The 26,859-nt window shown below is 72.0% G+C and carries 23 protein-coding genes and 1 pseudogene; 10 read left to right on the plus strand and 14 right to left on the minus strand.

Annotated elements, in window-relative coordinates:
- Positions 1–94 precede the first annotated feature (94 nt).
- Both E1287_RS14645 and E1287_RS14650 read left to right on the plus strand, forming a co-directional pair.
- On the plus strand, positions 95–2,854 hold the full coding sequence (locus tag E1287_RS14645; RefSeq protein ID WP_131965469.1) for an AAA family ATPase: 2,760 nt from the start codon (positions 95–97) through the stop codon (positions 2,852–2,854).
- A gap of 55 nt (positions 2,855–2,909) precedes the next feature.
- Complete coding sequence (locus E1287_RS14650; protein ID WP_131965470.1) at positions 2,910–4,454, plus strand: toprim domain-containing protein; 1,545 nt, start codon at positions 2,910–2,912, stop codon at positions 4,452–4,454.
- Here the strand turns inward: E1287_RS14650 and E1287_RS14655 are convergent.
- A complete protein-coding gene (locus E1287_RS14655; RefSeq protein WP_131965471.1) occupies positions 4,444–5,754 on the minus strand; it encodes an amidase in 1,311 nt (436 codons plus the stop codon). The genes E1287_RS14650 and E1287_RS14655 overlap by 11 nt on opposite strands.
- A 432-nt stretch (positions 5,755–6,186) precedes the next feature.
- On the opposite strand from E1287_RS14655, the gene E1287_RS14660 reads away from it, so the two are divergent.
- Both E1287_RS14660 and E1287_RS14665 read left to right on the plus strand, forming a co-directional pair.
- Positions 6,187–8,622 (plus strand): phosphoketolase family protein, encoded by a 2,436-nt coding sequence (locus E1287_RS14660; RefSeq protein WP_131965472.1) that lies wholly within the window; start codon positions 6,187–6,189, stop codon positions 8,620–8,622.
- Positions 8,610–9,686: an acetate/propionate family kinase gene (locus E1287_RS14665; protein ID WP_347813972.1), complete on the plus strand. Its 1,077-nt coding sequence runs from the start codon at positions 8,610–8,612 to the stop codon at positions 9,684–9,686. The genes E1287_RS14660 and E1287_RS14665 overlap by 13 nt, the downstream gene beginning before the upstream one ends.
- A 24-nt stretch (positions 9,687–9,710) precedes the next feature.
- Here the strand turns inward: E1287_RS14665 and E1287_RS14670 are convergent, their stop codons facing one another.
- Both E1287_RS14670 and E1287_RS46610 read right to left on the minus strand, forming a co-directional pair.
- Positions 9,711–10,289, minus strand: a complete 579-nt coding sequence (locus E1287_RS14670) for a hypothetical protein (RefSeq protein WP_131965473.1) — start codon at positions 10,287–10,289, stop codon at positions 9,711–9,713.
- Positions 10,290–10,669: 380 nt separating this feature from the next.
- A complete protein-coding gene (locus tag E1287_RS46610; protein WP_131965474.1) occupies positions 10,670–11,104 on the minus strand; it encodes an ATP-binding protein in 435 nt (144 codons plus the stop codon).
- A 122-nt stretch (positions 11,105–11,226) separates the two neighbouring features.
- Between E1287_RS46610 and E1287_RS14680 the strand changes: the two genes are divergently transcribed.
- Complete coding sequence (locus E1287_RS14680) at positions 11,227–12,039, plus strand: helix-turn-helix transcriptional regulator (protein ID WP_165969006.1); 813 nt, start codon at positions 11,227–11,229, stop codon at positions 12,037–12,039.
- A complete protein-coding gene (locus tag E1287_RS14685) occupies positions 12,030–12,215 on the plus strand; it encodes a DUF397 domain-containing protein (RefSeq protein ID WP_131965476.1) in 186 nt (61 codons plus the stop codon). Before E1287_RS14680 ends, E1287_RS14685 begins: the two co-directional genes overlap by 10 nt.
- Before the next feature lie 105 nt (positions 12,216–12,320).
- On the opposite strand, the gene E1287_RS14690 is transcribed toward E1287_RS14685, so the two are convergent.
- The 4 genes from E1287_RS14690 to E1287_RS14705 all read right to left on the minus strand — a co-directional run bounded on the left by E1287_RS14690 (position 12,321) and on the right by E1287_RS14705 (position 15,019).
- On the minus strand, positions 12,321–12,884 hold the full coding sequence (locus E1287_RS14690; RefSeq protein ID WP_131965477.1) for a dihydrofolate reductase family protein: 564 nt from the start codon (positions 12,882–12,884) through the stop codon (positions 12,321–12,323).
- A 1-nt stretch (position 12,885) separates the two neighbouring features.
- The gene (locus E1287_RS14695) at positions 12,886–13,701 is read right to left on the minus strand and encodes an alpha/beta hydrolase (protein WP_131965478.1); all 816 of its coding nucleotides are present in this window, start codon (positions 13,699–13,701) and stop codon (positions 12,886–12,888) included.
- Between the two features lie 58 nt (positions 13,702–13,759).
- On the minus strand, positions 13,760–14,398 hold the full coding sequence (locus tag E1287_RS14700) for a helix-turn-helix domain-containing protein (RefSeq protein WP_207934219.1): 639 nt from the start codon (positions 14,396–14,398) through the stop codon (positions 13,760–13,762).
- 111 nt (positions 14,399–14,509) lie between these two features.
- The gene (locus E1287_RS14705; RefSeq protein WP_243719021.1) at positions 14,510–15,019 is read right to left on the minus strand and encodes an Lrp/AsnC family transcriptional regulator; all 510 of its coding nucleotides are present in this window, start codon (positions 15,017–15,019) and stop codon (positions 14,510–14,512) included.
- Between the two features lie 102 nt (positions 15,020–15,121).
- Between E1287_RS14705 and E1287_RS14710 the strand changes: the two genes are divergently transcribed.
- A complete protein-coding gene (locus E1287_RS14710) occupies positions 15,122–18,637 on the plus strand; it encodes an indolepyruvate ferredoxin oxidoreductase family protein (protein ID WP_131965481.1) in 3,516 nt (1,171 codons plus the stop codon).
- A gap of 7 nt (positions 18,638–18,644) precedes the next feature.
- Here E1287_RS14710 and E1287_RS14715 read toward each other — a convergent pair whose 3' ends face one another.
- Positions 18,645–19,484 (minus strand): DUF6338 family protein, encoded by an 840-nt coding sequence (locus E1287_RS14715; RefSeq protein WP_131965482.1) that lies wholly within the window; start codon positions 19,482–19,484, stop codon positions 18,645–18,647.
- A gap of 307 nt (positions 19,485–19,791) precedes the next feature.
- Here E1287_RS14715 and E1287_RS14720 point away from each other — a divergent pair, with 307 nt between their 5' ends.
- On the plus strand, positions 19,792–21,039 hold the full coding sequence (locus E1287_RS14720) for a protein kinase (protein WP_131965483.1): 1,248 nt from the start codon (positions 19,792–19,794) through the stop codon (positions 21,037–21,039).
- A complete protein-coding gene (locus E1287_RS14725; protein ID WP_131965484.1) occupies positions 21,036–21,518 on the plus strand; it encodes a hypothetical protein in 483 nt (160 codons plus the stop codon). The genes E1287_RS14720 and E1287_RS14725 overlap by 4 nt, the downstream gene beginning before the upstream one ends.
- A gap of 18 nt (positions 21,519–21,536) precedes the next feature.
- Here the strand turns inward: E1287_RS14725 and E1287_RS14730 are convergent, their stop codons facing one another.
- Together E1287_RS14730 and E1287_RS14735 are read right to left on the minus strand one after the other, a co-directional pair.
- Positions 21,537–22,367, minus strand: coding sequence for a transporter substrate-binding domain-containing protein (locus E1287_RS14730; protein ID WP_165969007.1), 831 nt, complete (start codon positions 22,365–22,367; stop codon positions 21,537–21,539).
- A gap of 153 nt (positions 22,368–22,520) precedes the next feature.
- Positions 22,521–23,948 carry an MFS transporter gene (locus E1287_RS14735; RefSeq protein ID WP_131965486.1) on the minus strand — a complete coding sequence of 476 codons (1,428 nt, stop codon included), beginning with the start codon at positions 23,946–23,948 and terminating at the stop codon, positions 22,521–22,523.
- Positions 23,949–24,013: 65 nt separating this feature from the next.
- On the opposite strand from E1287_RS14735, the gene E1287_RS14740 reads away from it, so the two are divergent.
- Positions 24,014–24,499, plus strand: coding sequence for a helix-turn-helix domain-containing protein (locus E1287_RS14740; RefSeq protein WP_207934220.1), 486 nt, complete (start codon positions 24,014–24,016; stop codon positions 24,497–24,499).
- Positions 24,500–24,521: 22 nt separating this feature from the next.
- Here E1287_RS14740 and E1287_RS14745 read toward each other — a convergent pair whose 3' ends face one another.
- The 4 genes and pseudogenes from E1287_RS14745 to E1287_RS14760 form a co-directional block, all read right to left on the minus strand.
- Entirely contained in the window at positions 24,522–25,190 is a 669-nt protein-coding gene (locus E1287_RS14745) for an ATP/GTP-binding protein (protein WP_131965487.1), read from the minus strand.
- Entirely contained in the window at positions 25,171–25,659 is a 489-nt protein-coding gene (locus E1287_RS14750; protein ID WP_131965488.1) for a DUF742 domain-containing protein, read from the minus strand. Before E1287_RS14750 ends, E1287_RS14745 begins: the two co-directional genes overlap by 20 nt.
- Positions 25,660–25,665: 6 nt before the next feature.
- A complete protein-coding gene (locus E1287_RS14755; protein ID WP_131965489.1) occupies positions 25,666–26,127 on the minus strand; it encodes a roadblock/LC7 domain-containing protein in 462 nt (153 codons plus the stop codon).
- Positions 26,124–26,859: pseudogene (locus tag E1287_RS14760) on the minus strand (hypothetical protein); the annotation flags it as partial. The pseudogene E1287_RS14760 and the gene E1287_RS14755, both read right to left, overlap by 4 nt.

Consider the following 26,859-nt stretch of genomic DNA (forward strand, 5'->3'; position numbering starts at 1 on the left):
CCCCAATACCTCCGATTGGACGGACCGCTAACCCGGCACTCCCTCGGGAAACGTAGGCTGTACCCCTGCTTTGATCGTTCTTGGGGAGACTTCTTTGCGGCTGCCGGAGCATCTGGAGCTATTGCTCACCGACGAGCCGGTGCTCGACGTCTACTCGCACGGCCCGTGGCGCGTCCCCGACGGGCTCTTCGAGGAGATCTCGGACCGGATCGACGGGCTCGCGGCCGACCCGCGGGCCGCCGACCTGACCACCGACGAGCACAAGCTGCTGACGCTGCCCGCGTCGCTGGTCACCGCGGAGATCTTCGGCATCCTGGCGTTCCTGCCCGGCGGCGGCGCGATCAAGGCGGGCTCGTGGTCGCAGCTCCCCGAGCGGCTGCTGTACAAGCACCTCGTCAACCCCGGCCCGCTCAGCACCCGAATGACCCGCTGGGACGCGCCCGGCGGCCGGTGGCGCCCGCCGGTCGACTGGCTGATCGAGGCGCCCGACCGGGAGCCGGCGATCGAGCTGGCGCGCGACTGCCTGTCCGTCCTGGAGGGCGTCGAGCCGCTGGAGGAACGCCGCAAGGCGCTGCTGCGGATGTACGACGACCCGCCCGAATGCGACGTCAACCTCCCCAAGATGGAGCTGCGGGAGCACTGGCACGCGCACGCGGGCGACGACATCGTCACCGCGGTGCCCGAGCTGCTCGGACCGGTCGGCTACCTGGAGTGGGTGTGCGGGGGGCTGCTCGCGTCCTACGAGCACCTGACGGAGGTGGCGCCGCGCGAGGAGAGCGTCGAGGTCCACCTGATCCAGCTGCTGCTGCAGGGCAGCATGGAGCACGTCCCGGCGGAGCTGGCCGTGGCGCTGGGCGAGGACCGCTACGGCGACCTGCAGCAGCGGTTCCCCGGCGAGCGGCGTGGGTTCAAGCCGGGCGCGTGGCAGGAGCGGACGCGGGCGTGGCTCGTCCGGGCGCTGGTCGCCGGGGCCGCCGACGCCTGCCGGGGCTGGCTCGACATGGCGATGCGGTTCGTCGCCGTCGTCCAGGGGCTGCCGGGCGACCCGTGGTTCCCGAAGGCCGAGTGGATCCCGGTCGGCCAGTTCCAGACCGACCTGCGCCGCCTGTACGCGCCGCGCCGCCGCGTCGTGAACCCGCTCACCGAGACGTTGAAGAGCGTCCCGGCGAAGGCCCCCGGGGCCGCCGGGTCGCGCACGCGCGGACGTCCGGAGATCACGACGTCGCTGGTCGGGCAGCCCGAGGTGGTTCAGGCGCTGGAGGAGCTGACCCGCGGCGACGAACCCGTCCGGCTGCTGCTCGCCGGGCCCGACGCCACCGGCAAGCGCGACGCGGCGCAGGAGCTGGCGAAGGCCCTCGCGTTCGGCCGCGATCCGCACTGGGTCACCGACAACCTGTTCACCGGGCAGCGGCTGTCGGACGCCGTCGCCAAGCTGCACGCCGACGCCCGCGACTGCGCGGGCGACCGGCTGCTCATCGTCGAGGGCCTGGACGGCATCGTCACCGACCCCGGGAACGGCGAGGCGATCGCGGCCGAGCTGCACCGGCTGCTGGCCGTCCACCCCGACCTGCACGTGGTCGCGTTGTGCGACGCGGGCGGCGAGGACCGGATCCGCGAGATCAACCCCGTCCTGCCGCAGCGGTTCCGCATCGCCCGGACCCGCCCGTTCACCGCGGAGGGCCACGCCGAGCTGTTCCGCCGCGCGCTGGACGCCCGCGGCGCCCGCGGCACCCGGCAGGCCGTGGAGGCGGCGGGCGCGCTGCTGGCCGCGACGCCGCCGATGCAGACGCTCCGCAACGCCCGCCTCGCCCCCCACCTCGCCGACCAGGTCGTCGCCGCCGTCCGCGCCCGGGCCGCCAAGGACGCGGCGCAGGCGGCCGACGGCACAGCGCCGGAGGACGAGAGCCGGGACGCGAAGCCGGTCGTCCGCAAGCAGGACATCCCGGAGACGCTGGACACCTCGCTCGCCGCCGGGAACCCGCTCGCCGAGCTGCACTCCCTCACCGGCCTCGACACCGTCAAGCACGAGATCGCGCTCATCGTCGCCGGGACGCACGCGGCGCGGCTGCGCAGCGAGTCCGGGCTGCGGATCACCCCGCCGACCCGGCACATGGTGTTCACCGGCAACCCCGGGACCGGCAAGACGATGGTGGCGCGGCTGCTCGGCCGCATCTACAAGCGGCTCGGGGTGCTGTCGTCCGGGCATCTGATCGAGGCGTCCCGCGCGCACCTCGTCGGCGAGTACATCGGGCAGACCGCGCCGCGCACCCGCCGGCTGGTGGAGCGCGCGCTCGGCGGCGTCCTGTTCATCGACGAGGCGTACACACTGACGCAGTCCCCGCTGAAGGGCGACTACGGGCACGAGGCGATCGCCGAGCTGGTCAAGCTGATGGAGGACCACCGAGACGACCTCATCGTGATCGTCGCCGGCTACCAGCAGGAGATGGCGGAGTTCCTCGCCGCCAACCCGGGCCTGGACTCGCGCTTCCCCAAGCAGATCCACTTCCCCGACTACACCGACGACGAGCTGATCACCGTGTTCGGGCAGCTCGCCGCCGCGGACGGCTTCAAGCTCGCGCCCGGCACCGACGACGTCCTGCTCGCGATGCTGCGCCGCGCGCCCCGCGGCCCGTCGTTCGGCAACGGCCGCCTCATGCGGAACATGCTGGACGTCGCCGTCGCCAACCAGGCCGACCGCGTCGCGACCGCCGCCTTCGCCGCCAAGAAGAAGAGCGAGGGCACCGGCAAGAAGGCGGGCCGGACGCCCACCAAGAAGGAACTGATCACGCTCACGGCCGACGATCTGCCGCCGCTCCTGGAGCATCCCGAGGAATTCTTCGGCCTGTATCTGTAGGCGGGCGGGTATGACGTAGGTGGCTTCCCCGCCCGCTCGACGGCGAGGAGGCTCCATGCGACCGGACGACCGTTCCATGCGACCGGACGACCGGCGCCTCCTGCGCGGCATCGCCGACCAGGAGACGGCCCGGCTGCGGGACGGGACGCGCCCCTGGTCGTGGTGGCTGGAACGGGCCGTCCTGCACGGCCGCCGCCACGGCTACACCGCCATCCTGCTGATCAGCGCGCAGTGGCGCGGGGCCACGGACGTCCGCGCCTACGAGGAGTGGCGTTGGGCGGGCCGCCAGGTCAAGAAGGGCGAGACGGGCATCCGCGTCCTCGGCCGGACGGGCGCGCCGCGCGCCGTCTTCGACGTCTCGCAGACGGACGGCCTCCCGCTCCCCGACCGATCCGGGCCTCCCCCGCCCGATACCCGACGCCACCTCGCGGCCATCACGGCGAAGGCCCCCGAGCGGGGCGTGCGGCGGATCGAGGCCGAGTCGATCGCGTACCTCGTGGCGGCCTGGCTCGGGCTGGACCCGCCCATGCCCGCCTTCCCGGCGCGGGCGTTCTGGGCGGGCCCGGGATTGGGCGACCGCGTCCTCCGGACGGCCCGGCGCCTGCACGGGCGCGTGTCGGGCGCATCCCAAGGCGGCATCATGGCGGACGCCCAGCGCTTCTTCCGTGCCCGGCTCGCGGCGAGCTGGGTGCCCGGCTACCTGGCCGGACGCGGGTTCCCGCCGGGCGTGCAACGCCGCTGGCAGATCGGCTGCGCGCCCGCGGGCCCGCACGCGCTCACCGACCACCTGCGGGGGCTCGGCCACGGCGACGAGGACATCGCCGCCGCCGGGCTGGCACGTCCCGGCGGCGGCGCGGGACGGCTCCGCGACACCTTCCGCGACCGCGCCATGTTCGCGATCCGGACACCGGACGGCGCGATCGCGGGCTTCATCGGCCGCCGCCGCGACGGCGGCCCCGGACCCAAATACCTCAACGGCCCCGACACGCCGCTCTTCCACAAGGGCGAGCTGCTCTACGGCCTGCACGAGGCCCGCGACCGGCTCGCCGCCGGGGCGCGTCCCGTCCTCGTCGAGGGGCCGCTGGACGCGATCGCCGTCACGATGGCGGGCCCCGCCGAGTACGCGGCCGTCGCGACCTGCGGCCTCGCCCTCACCGCCGCGCAACTGGACGCGCTCGGGGAGGCCGCCGATCTGGAGACCGCGGGCGTCCTCGTCGCGCTGGACGGCGACCCGGCCGGACGCTCCGGAACCGTCCGGGCCTGGGAGCGGCTCGCCGGAGTCGGCGGCCCGGTCGAGACCGCGGGCCTGCCCGACGGCCTCGACCCCGCGGGCCTCCTTCATGCCGAAGGCCGCGCGGCCGTCCTGCACGCCCTCCGCACCCGGACGCCGCTGATCGACGCCGCCGTCGACGCCGCCGTCGAGCGGGCGGGCGGGACGCTCGCCACGCCGGAGGACCGCCTCGCCGCGATCCGCGCCGCGTCCAAGGTCATCGCCGTCCGCCCGGCGGAGGCGGCGCGCCAGGTCGTCCGCGTCGCGTCCCGCGTCGACGTGCCGCCCGCGCTCATCACCGAGGTGCTGGTGGACACCGTCAGCCCGTGAGCCGCGCCGCCATGTCGAACAGGAGGCTCTCGGCGCCGCGCCGCGTGACGAGCTGCGCCCCGACCGGCAGGCCGCCGACCGTCCCGGCCGGGACGCTCAGCGCGGGCAGGCCCAGCACGTTCCACGCGCAGGTGAGGGCCACCAGCGCCGGGGCGTGCCGGCCGAACGGCCCCTCCGTCTCACCGATCTTCGGGGCGGTCATCAGCATCGTCGGCAGGGCCAGCAGGTCGTAGCGGTCCAGCAGCCCCGCCACCTGCCGGGCGAACCCGTCCCGTTCGCGGAACGCCCGGAGGTACCGCCAGCCCGGCGTCCGCGCCGCCTGCTCCAGGCGTTCCAGCGTCGGCGGCTGATACAGCTCGGGCGCAGCCGCGACGCGTTCGGCGTGGATCTCGTACGCCTCGCAGTCCTGGATCGCCCTGAAGATCCGCCGCAGCTCGAAGAGGCCGAGCGGCTCGGCCGGGGCGTCCGGGAACAGCGCCCGGACCGTCCGCACCACGTCCGGGTCGGCGGTCTCCGGCTCGATCCAGGCGACGCGCCCGTGCGGGGCGCTGTCGTCGACGGGCGACGGGACGGCCTCCGCCGGGCCCGTCAGCGCGTGGTAGGCGATCCGGCAGTCGTCCGCGGAGCCGGCGAGGACGCCCACATGGTCGAACGACGGCGACAGCGGGAACACGCCCTCGGTCGGGATGGCGCCGAACGGGGGCTTGAACCCGGCGATCCCGCAGAACGCCGCGGGGATCCGCACCGACCCGCCCGTGTCCGTGCCGAGCGCAAGCGGGACCATCCCGGCGGCGACGGCGACCGCGCTGCCGCTGCTGGAGCCGCCCGACATCCGCTCCCGGTCGTGCGGGTTGCGGACCGGCCCGTTCACCGACACGTCGCCGCTGCCGCCGTACGCGAACTCGTGCGTGCCGGTCTTGCCGACGATCACGGCGCCGGCGTCGCGCAGCATCGTCACGCAGGCCGCGTCCGTCTCCGCGACATGCCCGGTGAAGTGCGCCGATCCCATGCCGGTCGGCAGGCCGGCGACGTCGATGATGTCCTTCACCGCGACCGGGATCCCATGCAGCGGGCCGCGGTCGATGCCGGACGCGAGCTCCTCGTCCGCCCACTTGGCGGCCGCCTCGGCGCCCTCGCGGTCGAGGGTGACGAACGCGTTGAGCTCCGCGTTCGCCTCCGTGCCGATCGACGCGAACGCGTGCGCCAGCAGTCCCGCCGCCGACGCGTCGCCGGAACGCAGATCGCGCCCGAGGTCCGCGAGCGTCCGTCCGGTGAAGAACCCGCCCATACCGCCTCCCATCAGTACCGTCTCGTCCAGACGGCGCTCCGAACTGCGTACCATGACAGACCGCTCGGCGACGAGCCCCCTGCCGCGTATCGCGCTGCGTGGCTCGTTCATCGCGGAGCGTGAACCTCTCGTCGCAGAACCTCGACCGCCCGTCGAGCGCGCCGTCAAACCCCGGAACTTACGCGCGAGTACGCGGCAGGCTGCAACGCACCTGGTCAGATGCTTCCGCCGGTTCGCTGGGGGGCGGGGCGGTGGCCGCGCCGCGTCCCGGACGCGGTCACCGCCCCTTGTAGCCGGGGACGTCGACAGGTGGGGGGACAAAGCCACGGCGGCACGGCCCAGGACGCACACCCGCCGCCGTGGCTCTGTCAACCGCCGCGCTCGCCGGTCGCCGCGCATCGCCGGGTGACGGTTGAGGCGTTCTCTCTCGGGGACGCCGGACCCATGACCCAGTCCGGCACGACTCCGTCCAGCACGACCCACTCCCCGGCGACGCACTCCCCCGCGACGCCTTCACCCAAGGGCCGTTCCGCCGGCCTGACCGACGACGACGTCCGGCGGATCGACGCGTACTGGAGCGCGGCCAACTACCTGTCCGTCGGGCAGATCTACCTGCTGGACAATCCGCTGCTCCGCGAGCCGCTGCGGCCGGAGCACATCAAGCCGCGGCTGCTCGGCCACTGGGGCACCTCGCCCGGCCTGAACTTCTGCTACGCGCACCTCAACCGGGCGATCAAGGCCCGCGACCTCGACATGATCTACATCATGGGGCCGGGGCACGGCGGCCCGGCGGCCGTCGCGAACGCGTGGCTGGAGGGCACCTACAGCGAGGTGTACCCGGACGTGTCGCTGGACGCCGCGGGCATGCGCAGGCTGTTCCGACAGTTCTCGTTCCCCGGCGGCATCCCCAGCCATGTGGCCCCGGAGACGCCGGGGTCGATCCATGAGGGCGGCGAACTCGGCTATTCGCTCGCGCACGCCTACGGGGCGGCGTTCGACAATCCGGGCCTCGTCGTGGCGTGCATCGTCGGCGACGGCGAGGCGGAGACCGGTCCGCTGGCGGCGAGCTGGCATTCCGACAAGTTCCTGGACCCGGTGAAGGACGGCGCCGTCCTGCCGATCCTGCACCTCAACGGCTACAAGATCGCGAACCCCGCGGTGCTGGCGCGGATTCCCGAAGAGGAACTGGTGCAGCTCCTGGACGGCTACGGATATCAGCCATTCCTGGTGAGCGGTGACGAGCCCGCGTCCATGCACCGGAAAATGGCCGCCGCGCTCGACCAGGCCCTGGACGAGATCGCCGACATCCAGCGCAACGCCCGCGAGGGACGCGTCACCGAACGGCGGCGCTGGCCCGTCATCGTCCTGCGGTCGCCCAAGGGCTGGACGGGCCCGAAGGAAGTGGACGGCCAGCCGGTCGAGAACACGTGGCGCTCCCACCAGGTCCCGCTCGCGGGCGTGCGCGACAATCCCGAGCATCTGGAGCAATTGGAGGAATGGCTGCGGTCGTATCGTCCGGACAAACTGTTCGACGACGGTGGAAGCCCGGTCGCGTCCCTGCGGGCCCTGGCGCCCGAGGGCGACCGGCGGATGAGCGCGAATCCGCACGCGAATGGCGGGCTGCTGCTGAAACCGCTGATCCTTCCTGATTTCCGCGACTACGCCGTCCTGGTCGGCAAGCCCGGGACGACGTCGTCCGAGCCGACCCGCACGCTCGGGACGTTCCTGCGCGACGTCGTGAAGGCCAACCCGTCCAACTTCCGCATCATGGGCGCGGACGAGACCGCGTCCAACCGGCTCGCGGACGTGTTCGACGCGACCGACCGCGTCTTCCAGGGCGAGCGCCTCCCGACCGACGAGCACCAGGGCCCGTCCGGGCAGGTGATGGAGGTGCTGAGCGAGCATCTGTGCCAGGGCTGGCTGGAGGGTTATCTGCTGACCGGACGGCACGGCCTGTTCAACAGCTACGAGGCGTTCGTCCACATCGTCGACGCGATGTTCAACCAGCACGCCAAATGGCTGAAGGTCACCCGGCATCTGGCGTGGCGGCGGCCGATCGCGTCCCTCAACTACCTGCTGTCGTCCCACGTGTGGCGGCAGGACCACAACGGCTTCACCCACCAGGACCCCGGCTTCCTCGACGTCGTCATGAACAAGAAGCCGGAGATCGTCCGGGTGTACCTGCCGCCGGACGCGAACACGCTGCTGTCGGTCGGCGACCATTGCCTGCGGTCCCGCGACTACGTCAACGTGATCGTGGCCGGGAAGCAGCCCGCGCTGAACTGGCTCTCGATGGACGCGGCCGTCGCCCACAGCACCCGCGGCATCGGCATCTGGGAATGGGCGTCGAGTGACGGCGGCGCCGACCCGGACGTCGTGCTCGCCTGCGCCGGAGACGTCCCGACACTCGAAACGCTCGCCGCCGCCGACCAGCTCCGCCAGCTCTTCCCCGAGTTGCGCGTCAGGGTCGTGAACGTCGTCGACCTCATGCGGCTCCTACCGCCGAGCGAGCACCCGCACGGCCTCCCGGACCGCGAGTACGACGCGCTGTTCACCACCGACAAGCCCGTCATCTTCGCCTTCCACGGCTATCCGTACCTCGTCCACCGGCTCACCTACCGCCGCACCGGGCACCCCAACCTGCACGTCCGCGGCTACAAGGAGGAGGGGACGACGACCACGCCGTTCGACATGGTCATGCTGAACGACCTGGACCGCTTCCACCTCGTCATGGACGTCATCGACCGCGTCCCGTCCCTCGGCGGGCGCGTCGCCCACGTCCGCCAGCGCATGGCCGACCGCCGCCTGGCCCTCCGCGCCTACACGCGCGAACACGGCCAGGACGCACCGGAGATCCGCGACTGGACGTGGCCGTACTGATGCGCGTCCTGACCGTCAACCCGGGTTCGAGCAGCCTGAAGGTGAGCCTGCTCGACCCGGACGACACGCTCCTCGCCGAGGACTCGGCCCCCGGCCACGAGATCGCCGGGATCGTCGCCGGGATGCCCGCCGAACCGGACGCGATCGGCGTGCGTTTCGTCCACGGCGGCACCGAATACACCGAACCGACCGTCATCGACGCCACCGTCATCAAGCACCTGCACGACCTCGCCGATCTGGCTCCACTCCACCAGCCCGCGTCCCTGCACGCCCTGTCGGAGATCACCACCGCCCTGCCCGGCGTCCCGGCCGTCGCGTGCTTCGACACGGCGTTCCACGCCACCCTCCCGGACGCCGCCGCCACCTACGCGTTGCCCGCCGAATGGCGAGAACGGTTCAACCTCCGCCGCTTCGGATTCCACGGCCTGTCGTTCTCCTACGCCGTCCGGCGCGCAACCGAGCCGCTCGGCACCACCCCACCCAGAATGGTCATCTGCCACCTAGGTTCCGGCGCGTCCCTCTGCGCAGTGGCCGAAGGACGCTCCGTCGACACCACCATGGGCTTCACGCCTCTCGAAGGGCTCATCATGGCGTCCCGCGCGGGCAGCATCGACCCGGGCATCCCGCTGTGGCTGATCAAGCACGGCGTCCCCGCCGAGGACGTCAACTCCGCCCTCGAACGCGACTCCGGCCTGCGCGGCCTCACCGGCACCGGCGACATGCGCCGCATCCGCGAACTCGCCGAGCAACGCGACGTGACCGCCCTCGCCGCCCTGGACGCCTACCACCACCGCCTCCGCGCCTGCGCCGCCGCCATGACCGCGTCACTCGGCGGCCTGGACGCCCTCGTGTTCACCGGCGGCGTCGGCGAGCACGACCCGTCCGTCCGCATGCGCCTGGCCGAAGACCTCGCCTACCTGGGCGTCTCCATCGACCCGGACCGCAACACCGCCGCGGACGGCGACGCCGACATCACGTCCGCCGACGCCTCCGTCCGCACTCTCGTGGTGACGGCCCGCGAAGACCTGGAAATAGCGACCGGAGTCAGGAAGGCCCTCACCTGACCACGTCTCCTCCCCGCACCGCACTCACCGGCGGCGTGACGCGCGGGGAAGCCGACCGGTGCGCGCCCTGCCCGGATGTGACCCCGGTACGTGTTCCGCGGGGAACGGCCAGGTCAGGCTCATGCCCTGGTCGACGGGCACCGCCGACCACCGCTCGGCTTCACGACGCAGCGCGGCGACGGCGGCGTCCACGCCCGCGACCGGCGGAGGGTCGGGGCTGAGCGCCCCCCAGTGCGCGCGCAGCCGGGCCATGACCGCCGCAAGCGCGAGATCGCGCTCCACCGCGTCGTGCACGACCCCGGCGACGGCTTCGGCGAGCCCGATGTCCTTCGCATGCGCCTTGATGATCCGCTTCGACCGCTCGGCGGCGTGCGGCTTCTGCCGTCCCGCCGTGACGGCCATGCCAGTGAACAGCGCCCCCGCGGCGACGCTCCCCCACAGGCCCCGCGTCATCCCGAACTCCCGCTCGGCGACGAAATGCGCGAGATCATGCGGGATCGCGCCGGTGCGGTCGTAGCCGGGGACCGTCACCGTCACCCCGTCGTCGCGGACCGCGCTGGCGAAGTACAGGTTTCCGGCGAGCCGATGGAACGTGATGTCCATGCCCTCACCATCGCCAGCGCCCCCCGACTACGGCAACTGCTTTTCCAACGGAACACCGACCGTGTTGCGGTCCATCCGATCCCGCAGTACGTCATTGAGAAGGTCCGCCACACGGACGACCGCATGACACGGGTACTCGATGGAAGGCCAAACCAGGTAGACCCACCGTCCACGGACCCTTTTCGCCCTGACGCTCAACGCGACGTCCTCTGCGTCCTTGGGAAAGACCCACAGCGTTGGAGGCGACTCCACGTAGACCTTCAGATGCGACCAGCCGCGCTCACGCATCGCAGAGGCCAGCGCGTCCAGGTGCCGTTCCGCGGTGGCGTGCCCATACCGGACACGCCACCACCACACCACACCCGGCAAACGCCCCACCTTCACACGCCGAGCCGCGCCCACGTCACCTTCCCGCCGTTGCCCAGCGCCCGGACGCCCCAGTCCTGGACGAGCAGCGACATCATGAGCAGCCCCCGCCCCGACTCCGCCGTGTCGTCCTCGTCCCGCACGACCGGAACTCCGTCGGACCCGTCCTCCACCTCCACCACCAGATGGCCGTCCTCCAGGAGAAGACGTACGGAAACGAGTTCCGAGTCGGTGTGCTTATAGACGTTGGTCACCAATTCGGTGACCACGGCACGTCCGACGTAGTCGGACCCTAGCTTTTGCTCACGGAACACCCCTCCGAGCCACTTACGGGCCTTCCCCGGCGCGCGCGCGGAGGATTTTAGGGAAATCGCACCGACCTCGGTTCCCGTATCGATCATGAAAGACCACCAGTTTCCTTTTCCGTCGAAATCCGGTGGTGAAATCATCTCCCCTGTGTCACGCTATGCATTGCGAAAGCCACGATGAGTGGCCGTGATCTTGGTCTTCGCGGCCACTGCCGCCCATGACCGGCCATTCCCGGTCATGCATGGTCAAGGGAGAGGAAGCAATGGGACAGCGTCCGAACGATCTTCGCCCCTGGGAATCGCCGAACGCGCTCTTCGGCTCCGAACTGCGCCGTTACCGCGAGGCCGCGAACCTGAGCATCGCCGCCCTGTGCGAGCTCATCCAGGACAGCGCGCCCTACGCGAAGAGCACGATCAGCGCCGTGGAGCGCGGCGAGTCCCGGCCCGACCGGCTCCTCGCCTTCAGCGCCGACCGCGTCCTGGAGACCCGCGAGGCCCTGACCCACCTCTGGGACGGCCTGTTCAAGGGCACCAACGCCGTCCCGGTCTGGTTCACCGACTGGGCCATGCAGGAGCCGAAGTTCGACGCCATCCGAGGCTACGAGCCACTGGTCATCCCCGGTCTTCTCCAGACCCCCGCCTACGTCGCCCACCTGCTCAACAACGACGAGCCCGCCGTCGAGACCCGCCTTGCGAGGCAGGACATCCTGACCGGCGACAAGGTCCCACACCTGATGTACGTGATCGACGAGAGCGTGCTCCAGCGCGGCACCGCAGACCCCCAGGTGATGCGCGACCAGCTCCAGCACCTCCTGGCAGTCTCCTCCCACCGCGTCCGCATCCAGATAGCCCCGCTCACCCTGCACGACGGCATCACCGGCGCCTTCGCCATCGGAGCCCTGCCAGACGGGGGCGAGGTAGGCTACAAAGACAACGCGCTCAGCGGCGACACGATCACCGATCGCCTCGAAATCAAACGGCTCACCGAGCTGTTCGCGGCCATTCAGTCCGCCGCGTACCCCGTGAACCAGTCCCTCGACCTCATAGCAAAGGTGGCGAAAGAGAAATGGACCTGAGCACCGCCGTGTGGCGCAAGTCCAGCCGCAGCTCCAGCAACGGCGGGAACTGCGTCGAAGTCGCACGCGTCGACAACACCATCGCCATCCGGGACAGCAAAAACCCGGACGGCCCCAAACTCCTCCTCACCCCCCAAACCCTCCACCACCTCACCCAAACCCTCAAAAACTCCTAGCCAGAAACCGGACTCAGCTCGTCCGCTGCTCGCCCTCTCCCCGTTCCCGCGAAACCGCCGAGTCGGCCCGAGGGTCGGCTCGGCGCTCCGGTTTCGGCGGCCTCGTCAGCGGGTGCGTTGGTGGGTGGTTACCAGGATGCCGTCACCGTACGTCTTCGACTCGGTCAGGGCCCATGCGGTCTTGTCGGGGGTATCCGCCCAGAGTTTGCGGCCGTGGCCGAGGATCACGGGGAACCACATGAGGCGGATCTCGTCGACCAGATCGTGTGCGAGCAGGCCTTGGACGAGCCGGATGCTGCCGGGCACGGAGATCTCGCCGTCGACGTCCTGTCTCAGCCGGGCGACCTCCTCGGCGAGGTCGCCGGAAAGCACGGTCGTGTTCCGCCACTCGGGGTCGGTGAGCGTGCCGGAGACGACGTATTTCGGCATGCCGTTGTACTTGTCGGCGAGCTCGCCCTCGTATTGCGGCCATGCGGAGGCGAAGCCCTCGTAGGTGGCACGGCCCAGAAGCAGCGCCGCGGACGCGAGCGCCTCGTCGGTCTTGAACTGCTCGCCGTCCGGGCCGCGGTCGAACTCGAAGCTCCAGTTCGGGTACTTGAAGTCCTCGCCGCCGGGGGCCTCGACGACGCCGTCCAGGGAGATGAACTCGGTCACCACGATCTTTCCCATGTCAGGCCCCCTTGGCGAAATCGCGCAGCGCGGGCGCGAGGACGTCCGCGGTCGTGCCGTGGTTCTCGCCCGGGATCGCTTTCAGCGTGGCGGTCGGCAGGTGGTCGGCCACGGCTCTCGCACCGGCGGCGAGGGCGGGCCAGGTGTTGTCGCCGTAGAGGACGAGTGCGGGCACGTTGACCTTGTCCCATAGGGCGGTGCGGAGCGGCTTGCCGGACATGGTGTCCCCGACGATCCGGCCGTCGTAGGCGATCGTCGGCGCGATCGCTTCGATTCCCGGCCAGAAGTCGCTCCCGCGCATTTCGGCGACGGCTTCTTCCGGCACCAGCGCGGCGGCGGTCATGAACAGCGCCACGGCGTCCCCGGGACGGCCTTCGGCGACGGCCGCGTCGAGCCGCTCGACATAGTCGGGAGGAAGCGGAGGGCGGGCGTCGTCGACGACGACCGGCGGCTCCCACACGACCAGGCGCGCGATGGGGGCGCCGGCCTGCGCCGCGTGGAGGGCGAGGAGCCCCCCGGACGACCAGCCGAACACCGTCGCCGGACGGCCGCCGCCCGCCTGCTCGATGATCGCGGCGAGGTCCTCGATCTCGCGCTCGACCGCGTAGGGTGCGGTGTCCCCGCTCTCGCCGCGCCCGCGGCGGTCATAGTTGATCACCTGGAACTCGCCGGCGAGCAGCTCCGCGGTCTGGGCGTTCTCGGGGGTGGTGGCGCGGTGGGCGGTCGCGCCGTCGATGATGACGATCGGATCGCCGCCGCCCCACATGCTGTAGGCGATGGCGGTGCCGTCGGCCGAGGTGACGGTGCCCTGGGACATCGGGTCCCACCTTTCTCGTGGTCGGTGCCGCGCCCTGATCGACGCGGCGGCACCCACCCTAGAAACGCTCGTCGCCCTCGATCTTGTACAGGAGCGACATGGGCTCGTCGCCGTCGTCGCGCCGCCGCAGCCGCGTCGCCGTCCGGCCGATGAACCGCTGCAGCGACCGCGCCAGGTGCGGCTGGTCGTAGTAGCCGAGTTTGTGGACGACGTCCAGGGACGGGGCGCCCTCGCCGAGGAGCACGGCGGCGTGCCTGGCGCGGTCGATCTGCCGGATCGCGCCCTGGGTCAGGCCCGTCGCGGTGACGACGCGCCGCTGCACGGAACGGGCGCCGACCTTGGCGATGCCGCCCCACACGACCTCGTCCACGAGCGGATCGCGGATGAGCACGCCCTCGCGCACGAGCTTGTGGACGAAATCTTCCGCGTTCTCGAAGCCGGGGATCTCCCATTCCTCGCCCCGCAGGACGAACCTGCGCCCGTCGGCGTACGGGCTCTCCACCTCGGCGTCGACGAGCCGGGCGATCGGCAGGTGGGGCATCGACGTCCCGTGCGCGAACGTGATCCCGAACGATTCCGACTCACCGTCGATCCGCGCGGTCGACGCGATCGTCTCGGGTCCCCGGAGGGCGGCGTGGACGGCGCCCTCGAACTCCCAGAAGACGATCTCCCAGTTCGACGTCGCGACGGAGGTCATGTTCTCCTGACCGCTCGTCCGCCCGCGCCAGACGCGCGCGATGTACGGCGAATCGGAACCTCGGTGGTCGCTTTCGATCGGCATCCGGCGCCCTTCCGTCTCGTGTCGAGGCTATCGAGCGGTCTGGCGGGCCGGTTTCCGGGCTTCGCGGGCGCGCTTCTCCTCGTCCTCCAGGAGCGGGCCCACGCGGAACGGGACCTGGTGGGTGAGGACGATCGAGGTGATGCTGCGGCGGACGCCGGGGCAGGCGAGGATCGAGTCGATCACCTCGTGGAGCTGCTTGCCGTTCGGGGCCACCGCGCGGACCAGCAGGTCGCCCTGGCCGGTGATGCCGAGGACCTCCAGGACGCGCGGGATCGCGGCCAGCGCGGCGGCGGCCTCGCGGAGGCGGCCCTGGGCGACTTCGAGGGTGACGAACGCGGTCAGCTCGAAGCCGATGGCGCCGAGGTCGACCTCGCGGCCGCGGTGCCCGATGACGCCGTCGCGTTCGAGCCGCTCGACGCGGGCGTGGGCGGTGTTGCGGGCGATGCCGAGCTTGGCGGCCAGTTCGGTGACGCCGATGCGCGGCTGCTCGACCAGGCGGCGGAGTATCTGCAGGTCGAGGAGGGTGGGTCGGGTCACAATGCTCAGCTCCGGCTGGTGGTTCGGTCCATATTTGAGCAATCTGGTTAATTGTCCCGCTCTCATCTTGCATACCGCTCAGCGGGGCGGCTCAATGCAGGCATGAGCACCACCGCTTCGCCTTCTCCGATCCGCGCCCGGCTCGAGCGGGAGCGGGGGCGGATCGCGATCGGCGGCGTCCACGCGCTCGTCCGGCTGCTGCTCGACCAGCGGCGCGCGGACGCGCGGCGCGGCTGGACGACCGCCGGGTTCGTGTCCGGGTACCGGGGGTCGCCGCTGGGCGGGCTCGACCAGCAGTTGATGCGCGACGCGCGCCTGCTGGAGGACCACGACATCCGGTTCGTGCCGGGCGTGAACGAGGAGCTGGCGGCGACGGCCGTCTACGGGTCGCAGCTCGTGGATCATCTGCCGGGGCCGCGCTATCAGGGCGTCTTCGGGCTCTGGTACGGGAAGGCGCCGGGCGTCGACCGGTCGCTGGACGCGTTCAAGCACGCGAACTGGCTCGGCACGTCCGAGCGCGGCGGGGTGCTGGCGGTGGTGGGCGACGACCCGTCCGCCAAGTCGTCGACGCTGCCGTCCGCGACGGAGGGGGCGCTCGCGGAGGCGTTCATGCCCGTGCTCGTGCCCGCGTCGGTAGGCGACCTTCTGCGGCTGGGGCGGCACGGGTTCGAGATGTCGCGGTTCAGCGGCGCCTGGACGGGCTTCAAGGTCGTGACCGATGTCGCCGACTCGCACGAGATCGTGGACGCGGAGCAGGTCCCCGACCCGGTGCTGCCCGAGTTCGCCTGGCGCGGACGTCCGTGGAAGCCGACCCGCAGGCCCGGCGTCGACCTGAAGGACACGACGTCGCTGGAGGCGGAGGTCCTGGAAGGCCGGTTGCAGGCCGCGGCGGCGTATGCCGCGGCCAACGGCCTCGACCGGATCGAGGGCGACGACGGTGACGCGACCCTAGGACTCGTCGCCGCAGGACGGACCTATCTGGAGCTGCGCGAGGCGCTCGACCGTCTGGGATTGGACGATGCGGCGCTGGCCAGGCGGGGCGTCCGCCTCCTGCGGCTCGCGATGGTCTACCCGCTGGACGCCGGACGGATGCGGGAGTTCGCGCGCGGGCTCCGCGAGATCGTCGTGGTGGAGGAGAAGCGGGCGTTCATCGAGACGCAGATCAGGGACGTCCTGTACGAGGCGGCGGAGCGCCCGGCCGTGTACGGGAAGAACGGTCCAGGCGGCGCCGGTCTCGTCCCACCGGACGGGGGCCTCGACGCGGACAGGATCACCAAGGTGCTGGCCCGGTTCCTCGCCGATCGTGTGGGAGCCGAGCATGTCGACCTGCGCGATCCGGTGCTGCGTCCCCGCAAACCGGCGGTGAATCTCCTCGCGCCCGCGCGCACGCCCTTCTTCTGCTCGGGCTGCCCGCACAACCGGTCCACGGTCGTCCCGGACGGGTCGGTCGCGGCGAGCGGCATCGGCTGCCATGTCATGACCGTGTTCACCGACCGCAGCATCGGCACGACGCAGATGGGCGGCGAGGGCGCGATGTGGGTCGGGGCCGCGAAGTTCAGCGGCACCGGGCACATGTTCCAGAACCTCGGGGACGGGACGTTCTTCCACTCGGGGAGCCTCGCGGTCCGGCAGGCCGTCGCCGCCGGCACGAACATCACCTTCAAGCTCCTCTACAACGCGGCCGTGGCGATGACGGGCGGGCAGGACGCCGACGGCGGCTCCGACCCGGCCGCGATCACCCGGATGCTGCACGCCGAGGGCGTCGCGAAGATCGTGGTGGTGGCGGACGACCCGTCCCGCTACCCGCGCGGCACGGACTGGGCGCCCGGCGTCCGGGTCCGGCACCGCGACGACCTCGACGCCATCCAGCGGGAGCTGCGCGAGGTGCCCGGCGTGACCGTGCTGCTGTACGACCAGGCATGCGCGGCGGAGACGCGGCGCAAGCGCAAGCGCGGGCTCGTCCCGGACCCGGAGACCCGCGTGCTGATCAACGAGGCGGTGTGCGAGGGCTGCGGCGACTGCGGCGTGAAGTCGAACTGCCTGAGCGTGGAGCCGGTCGAGACGGAGTTCGGACGCAAGACGCAGATCAACCAGACGTCCTGCAACAAGGACTACTCGTGCGTGGACGGCGACTGCCCCTCGTTCGTCACGGTCGTCCCAGGCGAGCGGAAGGCGCACGCGGCGCTGCCTGAGATCGGCGCCCTGGCCGAGCCCGACGTGCGGCCTCGGTCGGCGGACGTCCTGCTCGTCGGCATCGGCGGGACCGGTGTCGTGACGGTCAACCAGGTCCTGGCCATGGCGGCGCTCCTCGACGGACGGCACGCCCGCGCGCTCGATCAGACCGGGCTGAGCCAGAAGGCGGGCGCGGTCGTGTCGCACCTGCGGATCGGCGATGAGCACCGGGACCGTCCGGGGATGGTCGGCGCGGGCGGCGCGGACGCCTATCTCGTGTTCGACTCGCTGGCGGGGACGTCCGAGACGAACCTGCGCCGCTGCGCGCCGGGCCGCACCGCCGCGGTCGTGTCGACCAGCGAGGTCCCCACCGGACGGATGATCACGGACACGGCGGCGTCGCTGCCGCCGAGCGCGTCCCTCGTGCAGCGGATCGCCGGACGGACGGACGCGGACCGCCTCGTCGCGCTCGACGCCCTCGGCCTCGCCGAACGCTGGTTCGGGAGCACGACCACGGCCAACTTCGTCGTGGTCGGCGCCGCGTACCAGTCGGGGCTGCTGCCGCTGTCGGCGGACGCGATCGAGGAGGCGCTCGCGTTGAACGGCGTCCAGGTGGAGGCGAACGTCCAGGCGTTCCGGGCGGGGCGCCGGCTCGTCCTCGAACCGGGCTGGGCCGCAGCGGGATCGGAACCGCCGTCGTCGGCACCGGCGGCGCGTCCGCTGGACGGCACCGCGCCGGCCGCGATGAGCCTGGTCGACGCGTCCGGTGCGGACGGCGAGCTGGCCCGCGTGCTGCGGGTGCGCGTCCCTGACCTCGCGGCGTACCAGGACCTCGCGCTCGCCAAGCGGTACCTGGACGCCGTCATGCGCGTCGCCGCGGCGGAGGGCGCGGCCGGTGCCGGCGGGCGGCGGCTCGCGGTCGCCGTCGCGCGCAACCTGTACAAGCTGATGGCCTACAAGGACGAGTACGAGGTGGCCCGCCTGCACCTCGATCCCGAGCTGGGCCGCCGGGTGGAGGAGCAGTTCGGGGCGGGCGCGTCCGTCCGGTACATGCTGCACCCGCCGCTGCTCCGGGTGATCGGGATGGACAAGAAGATCGCGCTCGGCCGGACGGCCCGACCTGCGTTCCACGCGCTGCGCGCGATGCGGCGCCTGCGCGGCACCCCCTTCGACCCGTTCGGGATGACGGCGCAGCGCCGCGCCGAGCGCCGCCTCGTCACCGGCTACGTCGCCGTCGTGAACGAGCTGGTCGCCGGTCTGGACGACGCCGACCTGGACAACGCCGCCGGGCAGGCGAGGCTCGACCTGGCCGTGCGGATCGCGGAGCTGCCCGACATGGTCCGCGGCTACGAGGACGTCAAGACCGCGAACATCGTCCGCTACGAGGAGCGCCTTGGCGAGCTGCTGACCGCTTGGCGCTCCGAGCCCTCCCCGGCCGTCGTCTAGCGCGCGGTCAGGAGAAGGCGCTGGACAGGGCGCCGACCAGCGCGATGAGGACGATCTGCACGGCGAGGACCTTGGCCAGGGCACGGGGTGCGAGGCGGCCCTCGTAGCACCGCTCGATCAGGGTCTTGAGCTGGTCGGTCAGGTTAGTGCGAGGCGCGGAATGGCGCGACGCGACGCCCCGGAACGTCACGGACGGCGGCGGCGCCGCGGGCGGCTCGTCGATGGGACGCAGCAGGACGCTCGTGACCGCGCGGGTCGGGACGATCATCTGGTCCCAGTGCAGGGCGTCCAGCGGCAGCGGTTTCCCGTGGCCGTCGAGCTGGAAGATCGGTCCGTACAGGACGATGAAGCGGACCCCGTGCCCGCGCCCGGCGGCGCATTCCTCGCCCAGCATTCCGCGATAGGTCTGGCCGCTGTTCAGCGTGATCTCGAGTTCGATCTCGCGGTCCGAATAGTCCGCCCGGACGGCGGCCGCGCGGGCGGCGGCCGACGTGCGGGGCAGGCCGAGGACGGGGCCGGGACGGTTCTCCAGCCGCGTCAGGACAACTGCCGCAAATGCAGACAAAGTCAGAGAGAAACCGAGAAAGCAGGCGATGGACCAGGCCGCGACCAGCGGCGAGTGCAGCGGCGTGGCGTTCTCGTCGAGAAGGCGGCGCAAGCTGAGTTGCGATTCCCGCCCTAGTAGACCGAGGACCATCAGCGTGCCGGTGGTGATCAATGTCCCCGCGATGACCACGCGGGCGAACTGCGGGCGCGGATTTCCGGTCCGGCCCCTCTCACCGCCGCCGCGGATCTGATCGAAATGCAGCCCGGGAAGCGCCGCCAAGACCAGGAGAACGATAGGCACGACTACAGAAATTTCGGTCATCGTCACCCCTGCCCGCTTGGGGTACTTGGGCCCCAAATCTTCGCAGTTACCCCCTGGAATCTCAACATCACCACCCGCTGTTCTCGGCGCCCGGTCGAACCCGTCCGCCGGGCGGCCCGTACCAGCTGGTACGCCGGGGACCGCGCCCGGCCTGGAAGCACGACAAGGGTTGGTTCGAGTGGAATCGGGCTTGCGGCTGGCGGAGCGTTACCGCCTCGTGGAGCATCTCGGCTCTCCTGCAGGCAGGACCACTCGTGCTGATAGGGCTAATCGCGCTCGCGGGGCATTGGAGGTATGGCGGGCCTGGGACGAACTGCTCGGACGCCCCGTCGCGGTGAAGCTGCTGCCGTCCGCGCACACCGATCTGCGCCGTGCCTTCCAGGAGGCCGTCAACCGGGCCGCCGGTCTCTCGCATCCCGCGCTGGAAATGGTCTACGACGGCGACCAGGCCCGTGACGCGTCCGGACGTCTCGTCTCCTACGTCGTGACCGAGTTCCTGGACGGCGAGACGCTCGCCGAAAGGCTCCGCCACCGCCCGCTCAGCGTGCCGGAGACGATCGGCGTCTGCGCGCGGATCGCCGCCGCGCTGGACGCCGCGCACAGGGCCGGAGTGGCGCACGGCGATCTGAATCCGGGCAAGGTCATGCTCGTCTGCGGCGACGTCAAGGTCGTCGACACCGGGATCGGCGGGATCGTGCGCAGGGCCCGCAACGCGTCCGGCCCGTCCGGCGCGGCCGGCCGCAGGAGGGCCGCCGTGCTCGCGCCGTCCACCGGCGCCCAGAGCCAGGCGGGCGACGTGCGCGCCCTCGGCGTCATCATCTCCACCTGCCTCCCGGCCGGGACGTCCGGGGAACCGGCCTTCATCGCCGCGCGCTGCCTCGACGCGACCGCCGTGGACGGGCCGTCCGCGACGGAGATCGCCGCTCTCCTGGCCCAGGACGACGACGGCCCAGCGAACGCGGTGTTCGCGCCGAGGAAGGGCCTGGCGAACGACCCCGTCCAGCCGACGCTGCCGTTCCACGACCACCGGACGCACGACCACCGGACGCACGACCACCGGACGAAGGCGCTCCGCCTGCCGCCCCCGCCCCGCCGGCACGCGGCGGGCGTCCGGCTGGCGGCGGTCGCGCTCGTGGTCGCCATCCCCGTCACCGCCGCCGTCGCCATCCTCGTGTCGGCGCCGCGCAGCCCCGTCATCGTCGCGCCGCAGCCCCCGGCGAAGACCTCCCGGACGCCGCCGCGCGAACCCGGGGCGCGCGAGGTGACCGACGCGCTCGGACGGCTGCGCCCCATCGTGAGCCGCGGCTACACCTCCGGCGAGATCCGGTCCGATGTCGCCATCGACCTCAACGACCAGATCACGAACCTGGAGAACGCCCTGGCCTCCGACCGCGACGGCGAGGTGAGGCGGCGCGCCGTGAACCGGCGGATCGCCCTGCTGCAGGACGAGATCGTCGCCCGGCAGCGGGAGCGCGGCCTGTCCCGGGACGTCGCCGCCGAGCTCAACCGCGTCCTCGCGACGATCCAGGCATGACGGCCGCGCAGCACGAGTGGCGGCGCGAGCAGCCGCAACCGGTGCACGGGGTTCGCGGGGTTCGCGGGTTCCGGATGCCCTGGCTGGCGCTCGCGAGTGTCGCCGCCACGATCGCCGCCGCGTCCGCGCTCGTCCTCGGGATCGGCGACACGCTCGACGGCGACGGCCCGCCCGGCCGCCTGCTCCCGCTCCAGGCGGCGTCTCCCACGGAGTCTCCCGAGACGCGCCTGCACGACGCGCTGGTCAGGCTCCATCTCTCCGTGAATGAGGGCGTCGAGGCGGGCGACGTCCGCGGTGACGCGGGGCTCGACCTCACCGCCGCGATCGAGCGGATGCTGGACCGTCCCTGGTCGCCGCCCGAACACCGCCGCGCGGACATCAGCCACCTCCACCAGAGGATCGCCGTCCGGACGCGGGAAGGCGCGATCGCCGGCCACCGCGCCGACGAGCTCCACCTCATCCTCGACCGCGCCGCCTGAGTCCGGATACGACTCGGCTCAGACACAGCCCTCGAACTGGGGGATCTCGATCATCGACAGGTCCATGCCGCTGCCGCCGAACCATTTGTGCATCAGCTTGGCGGCCGTCCCGTCCTGGTACATCCGGGTGATGGCGCGGTTGAGCGCCTCGCATCCGTCCGGGTCGCCCTTCTGGAGCCCGATCCCGGTGTTCTGCTCGCTGATCCGCGCGTTGACCAGCCGGAACCCGCCGCCCTCGCGCCGGATGAGCCCGGCCAGGATCACGTCGTTGGTGGTGATGGCGTCCACCCGGCGTTCCTTGATCATGGCCATGCAGGTGTCGTAGTCCTTGGCCGGGACGATCTGCGCCGTCATCCCGTTGATCGCCAGGAGCCGTTTGGTCGGGTCGGCTCCCTCGACCGCGCAGAACCTCCGCCCCTTCAGATCCCGCACGCCTTTGACACCGCGCTCGCCGGAGCGGACGAGCACGTCCTGGTTCGACATGTAGTACGGGCCCGCGTACGCGATCTGCGTCTTGCGCTCCGGTGTGACCGACAGCGTCGCGAGGACCAGGTCGGCGCGGCCCGACGTCAGGATCGTGATCCGCTCGGACGCCAGCGCTTGGACGAACCGGACCTTCTTTCCGAGCCGGTCCGCCACGTACCGCGCCACGTCGATGTCGAAGCCCTCGAACTGCCCGTCCGGCCGCCGGAGGCCGAGACCCGGCAGGTCCGCCCGCACCCCGACCACGAGCGTCTCCTTGTCGAGGAGCGAGGCGTCGTCGCTCTGCCCGCACGCCGGCAGCAGGCCGCCGACGAGGACGCTCGCGGCCAGAATTCGGACGGCGGACCATTTCACGGAATTCCTCACGGCGTAACCATAAGGCAACCACAACAGGCACCTCCTCCGGATGAGGTGCCCGTTGTGGTGCGGGGCTGTCGGACGAACCGGGCCGTGAGGTCCGGGTCAAGGCTTCGTCCGGTTCCCCGGGCTTTGTGTTGTGCGCAGGCGTGCGCTGTGGGGCTAGGAGGTGCCGGCGACCACTTCCGTTTCTGTCTCGGGGACGGTGGGCGAGGACGGCCTGGTGCGGCGCGGGTTCATGCCAAGGGCGGCGATCGCGGCGACCGCCATGAACCCGGCGACCGTCAGCCAGGCGTTCACGTATCCGTTGTGCGCGTCGGCGTAGCCGTGCGGGGTGCCGAGGACGGCGACGGCGAGGCTGACGCCGAGGACGCTGCCGATCTGGCGGCTCATGTTCACGACGGCGCTGCCGGTGGCGTAGCGGTGGGACGGCAGGTCGACGGCGGCCGCGGACAGGATCGTGGGGAGGGCGAGGCCGACGCCCGTCCCGCCGATGAGCCAGCCCGGCAGCAGCTCGGTGGTGTAGGCCGGCGCCGGGCCGAGGCTCATCGCGATCATGACCACGCCGAACGCGCAGAGCATGCACCCGACGGCGGTGATCAGACCGGCGGGGACCCGCGCGGCGGCCAGCCGGCCGGCGACGAGGGCCATGATCGGCACCATCAGCGGGCCGGGCGCGACCGCGAGCCCGGTCTTGATGGGCGAGTAGTGCCAGATCTGCTGCATCCAGAGGACGCCGAGCAGGAGGTTGGCGGCGAACGCGACGGTGAAGAGCAGGATCGTCGCGTTCGACCAGGAGAACGTCCGGACGGCGAGCAGGGACGGTTCGATCACCGGCGCGGGGTGGCGCAGAGAGCGGAGCCAGAACCAGGCGAGGCCGAGGAGAGCTCCGGCGATGACGATCGTGGTCTGCTCGCCCGGCCAGTCGTTGATCTTCACGAGGCCGAGGGCGAGGAGCGCGACCGCGAGGGTGAGCACCGCGGTGCCGGGCAGGTCGGGGACGCGGGCGGCGGCGCCGTCGCGGGAGTCGGGGACGAAGCGGAGCGCGAGCAGCGTCACCGCGATCCCGATCGGGATGTTGACCTCGAAGACCCAGCGCCAGGAGACGTCCACCAGGACGCCGCCGACCGCGGGGCCGGCCGCGGCGGCGAGCGCGGCGGACGCGGACCAGATCCGCACCGCGCCGGCGCGGCGCGCGGCCGGGTACGCCGACAGCAGGAGCCCGAGGCTGGTGGGGATGAGCGCGGCGGCGCCGACGGCCTGGAGGACGCGGAACCCGACGAGCCACCACAGGGACGGCGCGACGGCGCACGCCTGCGAGGCGAGCGTGAAGATGAGGAGCCCGGCGATGAGGCCGGGCTTGCGGCCGTAGCGGTCGGCGAGCCGTCCGAGCGGGACGAGCAGCGCGGCGAACACGATCGCGTACCCGTTGAGCACCCAGGAAAGGTCGGCCATCGACTGGCCGGGGAAATCGCGTCCGATGTCGTTGAACGCGACATTGACGATGAACAGGTCGAGGCCCGCCATGAAGGAGGCGACGGAGAGCACCGCGAGCACCGGCCGGGGGCGCACCTGACTTTGTTCCACCATAGTCAGGGAGGCTAGCGAGCGCCCTGACTTTGGTCAAGCGAAGTCAGCAGGTTTATAGTGGACGGGTGACAATCGCACTTGAGGGGCACTTCGCCGACCGCGACAGCTGGTCGATGCAGAACTGCCCGGTCGCGAGGACGCTGGCCGCGCTGGGCCCGCCGTCGGCGGTGCTCGTCCTCAGCGAGGCCTACTTCGGGACCAACCGGTTCGGCGACTTCGTCCGCAATCTCGAAATGACCGAATCGGCCGTCACCGCACGGCTGCGGCACCTCGTCGACGCCGGCCTGCTCAGCCGGGAGCCCTACCAGGAGCCCGGGCAGCGGACGCGCTACGAGTACCACCTGACGAAGATGGGCCAGGATCTCGCGCCGACCCTCGTCGGGCTCATGGAATGGGGCGAGACCTACCTGCCCGGCGAGGAGGGCCGCCAGGTCATGCTGACGCACGCCGGCTGCGGCGAGCCCGTGACGGCGCAGGTCCGATGCGCGGACGGCCATGACGTCGGGGTGGACGAGATCATCATGCGCCCGCCCCAGCCCGAAGAGGAGTGACGGAGGCCCGTCGGCAGGGCGGCTAGAGGCGGCGGCTGGAGCCGCCGGCGAGCCGCAGCGCGTGCTCGACCAGCGACACCAGCACCTGCTTCGCCGACACCGTGTGGCGCGCGTCGCACAGCAGGACGGGCACGTGCGGGTCGATGTCCAGCGCCATCCGGATCTCCGGCGGGTCGTAGCGTTCTGCGTCGTCGAAGCAGTTGACGGCGACGACGAACGGGGTGCCCTTCTGCTCGAAGTAGTCGATGGACGCGAAGCTCGCCATCAGCCGCCGCGTGTCCGCCAGGACGACCGCGCCGAGCGCGCCGCGCGACAGCTCGTTCCACATGAACCAGAACCGCTCCTGGCCCGGCGTCCCGAACAGGTAGATGGCGACGCCGTCGCGCAGGGTGATGCGGCCGAAGTCCATCGCCACGGTCGTGGTCGTCTTGGCGGCGACGCCGTCGAGGTCGTCCACGCCGACGCCGACGTCGGTCAGCGCCTCCTCGGTGCGCAGCGGCCGGATCTCGCTGACCGCGCCGACCAGCGTCGTCTTCCCGACGCCGAACCCGCCGGCGACGAGGATCTTCAGCGCGACGCGCGGGCCGTCCAGCCGTTCGTCATGGTCCTCGGGGGCGTCGGCGGGCTCCGGCGCGTCCCGGGCGTCGAGCGTGTCCGGCTGGGGCGGGGGGTCAGAGCGCGCGGAGTTCATCGAGCACCCTCCTGAGCAGGTTCGGATCGGTGTGCGGCGAGCCCGCGTGCGGGCCGCCCGCCTGCGCGCCCGCGTGCGGCAGGCGCGTCTCCGGCAGGCCGGTGAGCGGGTCGCCGAGGGGATCGGACCACCGCTGGACGTCCACGAGCCCCGAGTCGATCAGATCGCCGACCAAGACGCGGATCACGCCGAGCGGCAGGTCGAGGTCCGAGGCGAGGTCGGCGAGCGCGTGCGGGCGGCGGCACAGCGCCAGCAGCCGCCGCTGGTGGCGCGACAGCCGGCCGGGATCGGCGGGCCGCCGGCCGGTCGCGACGAGGATCGCCACGATGTCCAGCGGCTCGCCGTTCGGCCGGGTGCGGCCGCGGGTCACCGCGTAGGGGCGGACGATGGGTCCGGCGGCGGCGTCCAGCCACCGTTCCCTGCCCGGGCCCCCGTGGTCGGGGGCGCCGGCCGCGTCGCCGGGGTCCATCACACGTCACCTGGTCCCTGGTCCCGGCCCTGGCCCTGGCCCTGGCCCCGGGCCTGGTGGCGGGGTGGGGCCGTGCTGCCGGACGCCCGTGGACAGCTGCCTGCCGACGCGCTTGACCAGCATCGTCATCTCGTAGGCGACCAGGCCCGCGTTCGCGCCGACCTCGCTGAGCAGGGCCAGGCAGCTGTTGGCTCCGGCGGGGACGACGAAGAACAGCCCGTCGTCCATCTCCACGAGCGTCTGCCGGATCTCGCCGGAGTCGAGCTGCGCCCGCGCCCCGGACGCGAGGCTCTGGAAGCCGGCCGCGAGCGCCGCCAGGTACTCGGCGTCCTCGCGGCCGACGCCCCGGGACATGCCCATGACGAGCCCGTCCCGCGACAGGACGACGACCTTGCGGACCTGCGGGACCCGGTCGACCAGGTCGTCCAGGAGAAAGTTCAGCTCGGTCGCGACTCCCTGGCGGCTCATGATCGTCCTTCCGTGTCGTCCATCGGGTCCTCGTCGTCGTCCCTGCCGCGCAGCCAGCCGGCCTGCAGCGAGGCGAACAGGTCGCGGGACGCCTCCGCCGAACGCGCCTCCCATGAGGCGACCGCGTCGTCGGGGGGCGCGTCCGCGGAGCCGGATCCCGCGGCGAGGACCTCGGCCTGCGGGGCGGTGTCGCGCAGCTGCGGCGCCAGGTTGCCGCCGCGCACCCGGCGCGGCAGCGGGGCCCGCCCGCCGTTGCCCGCCTGCATCTGGGCCTGCGCCTGCGCCTCGCCGAAGGACGGGGGCGACTCGAACGCGCCCGTCGCCGTCGCGCCGCCGTAAGGGTCGTGACCGTAGGGCGGGATGTGCGGGCCCGCGGCCTGGAACGGGCGCGTCGCGTCGTACAGGGGCGTCCCGTAGGGAGGTGTCTCGTGCGGTGGTGGCTGGTACGACGGCGACGGCGGGGTCTCGTACGACGGCGGGGTCTCGTACCGCTCGTACGAGGGCCGGTCCTCGGTGGACGGCGGCGCGTTGAACCCCGCCGTCGCGTCGTACTCCGGCGGATCCGCGAGGGACGCCGGCGCATCGGGCGCCACGGTGTCGTCAAGGGGGGCGACGGTGTCGTAGGTCGGCGCGTTGAGCATCGCCGTGGACGCGGGCCCCTCCGGCGTGGGCCAGACCTTCATCGAGCCGTTCCGCACGGACGCCCCGTTCTCCGAGCGGGCGGGCGCGGGG

The organism is Actinomadura sp. KC06 (assembly GCF_004348735.1).
Classification (GTDB): domain Bacteria; phylum Actinomycetota; class Actinomycetes; order Streptosporangiales; family Streptosporangiaceae; genus Spirillospora.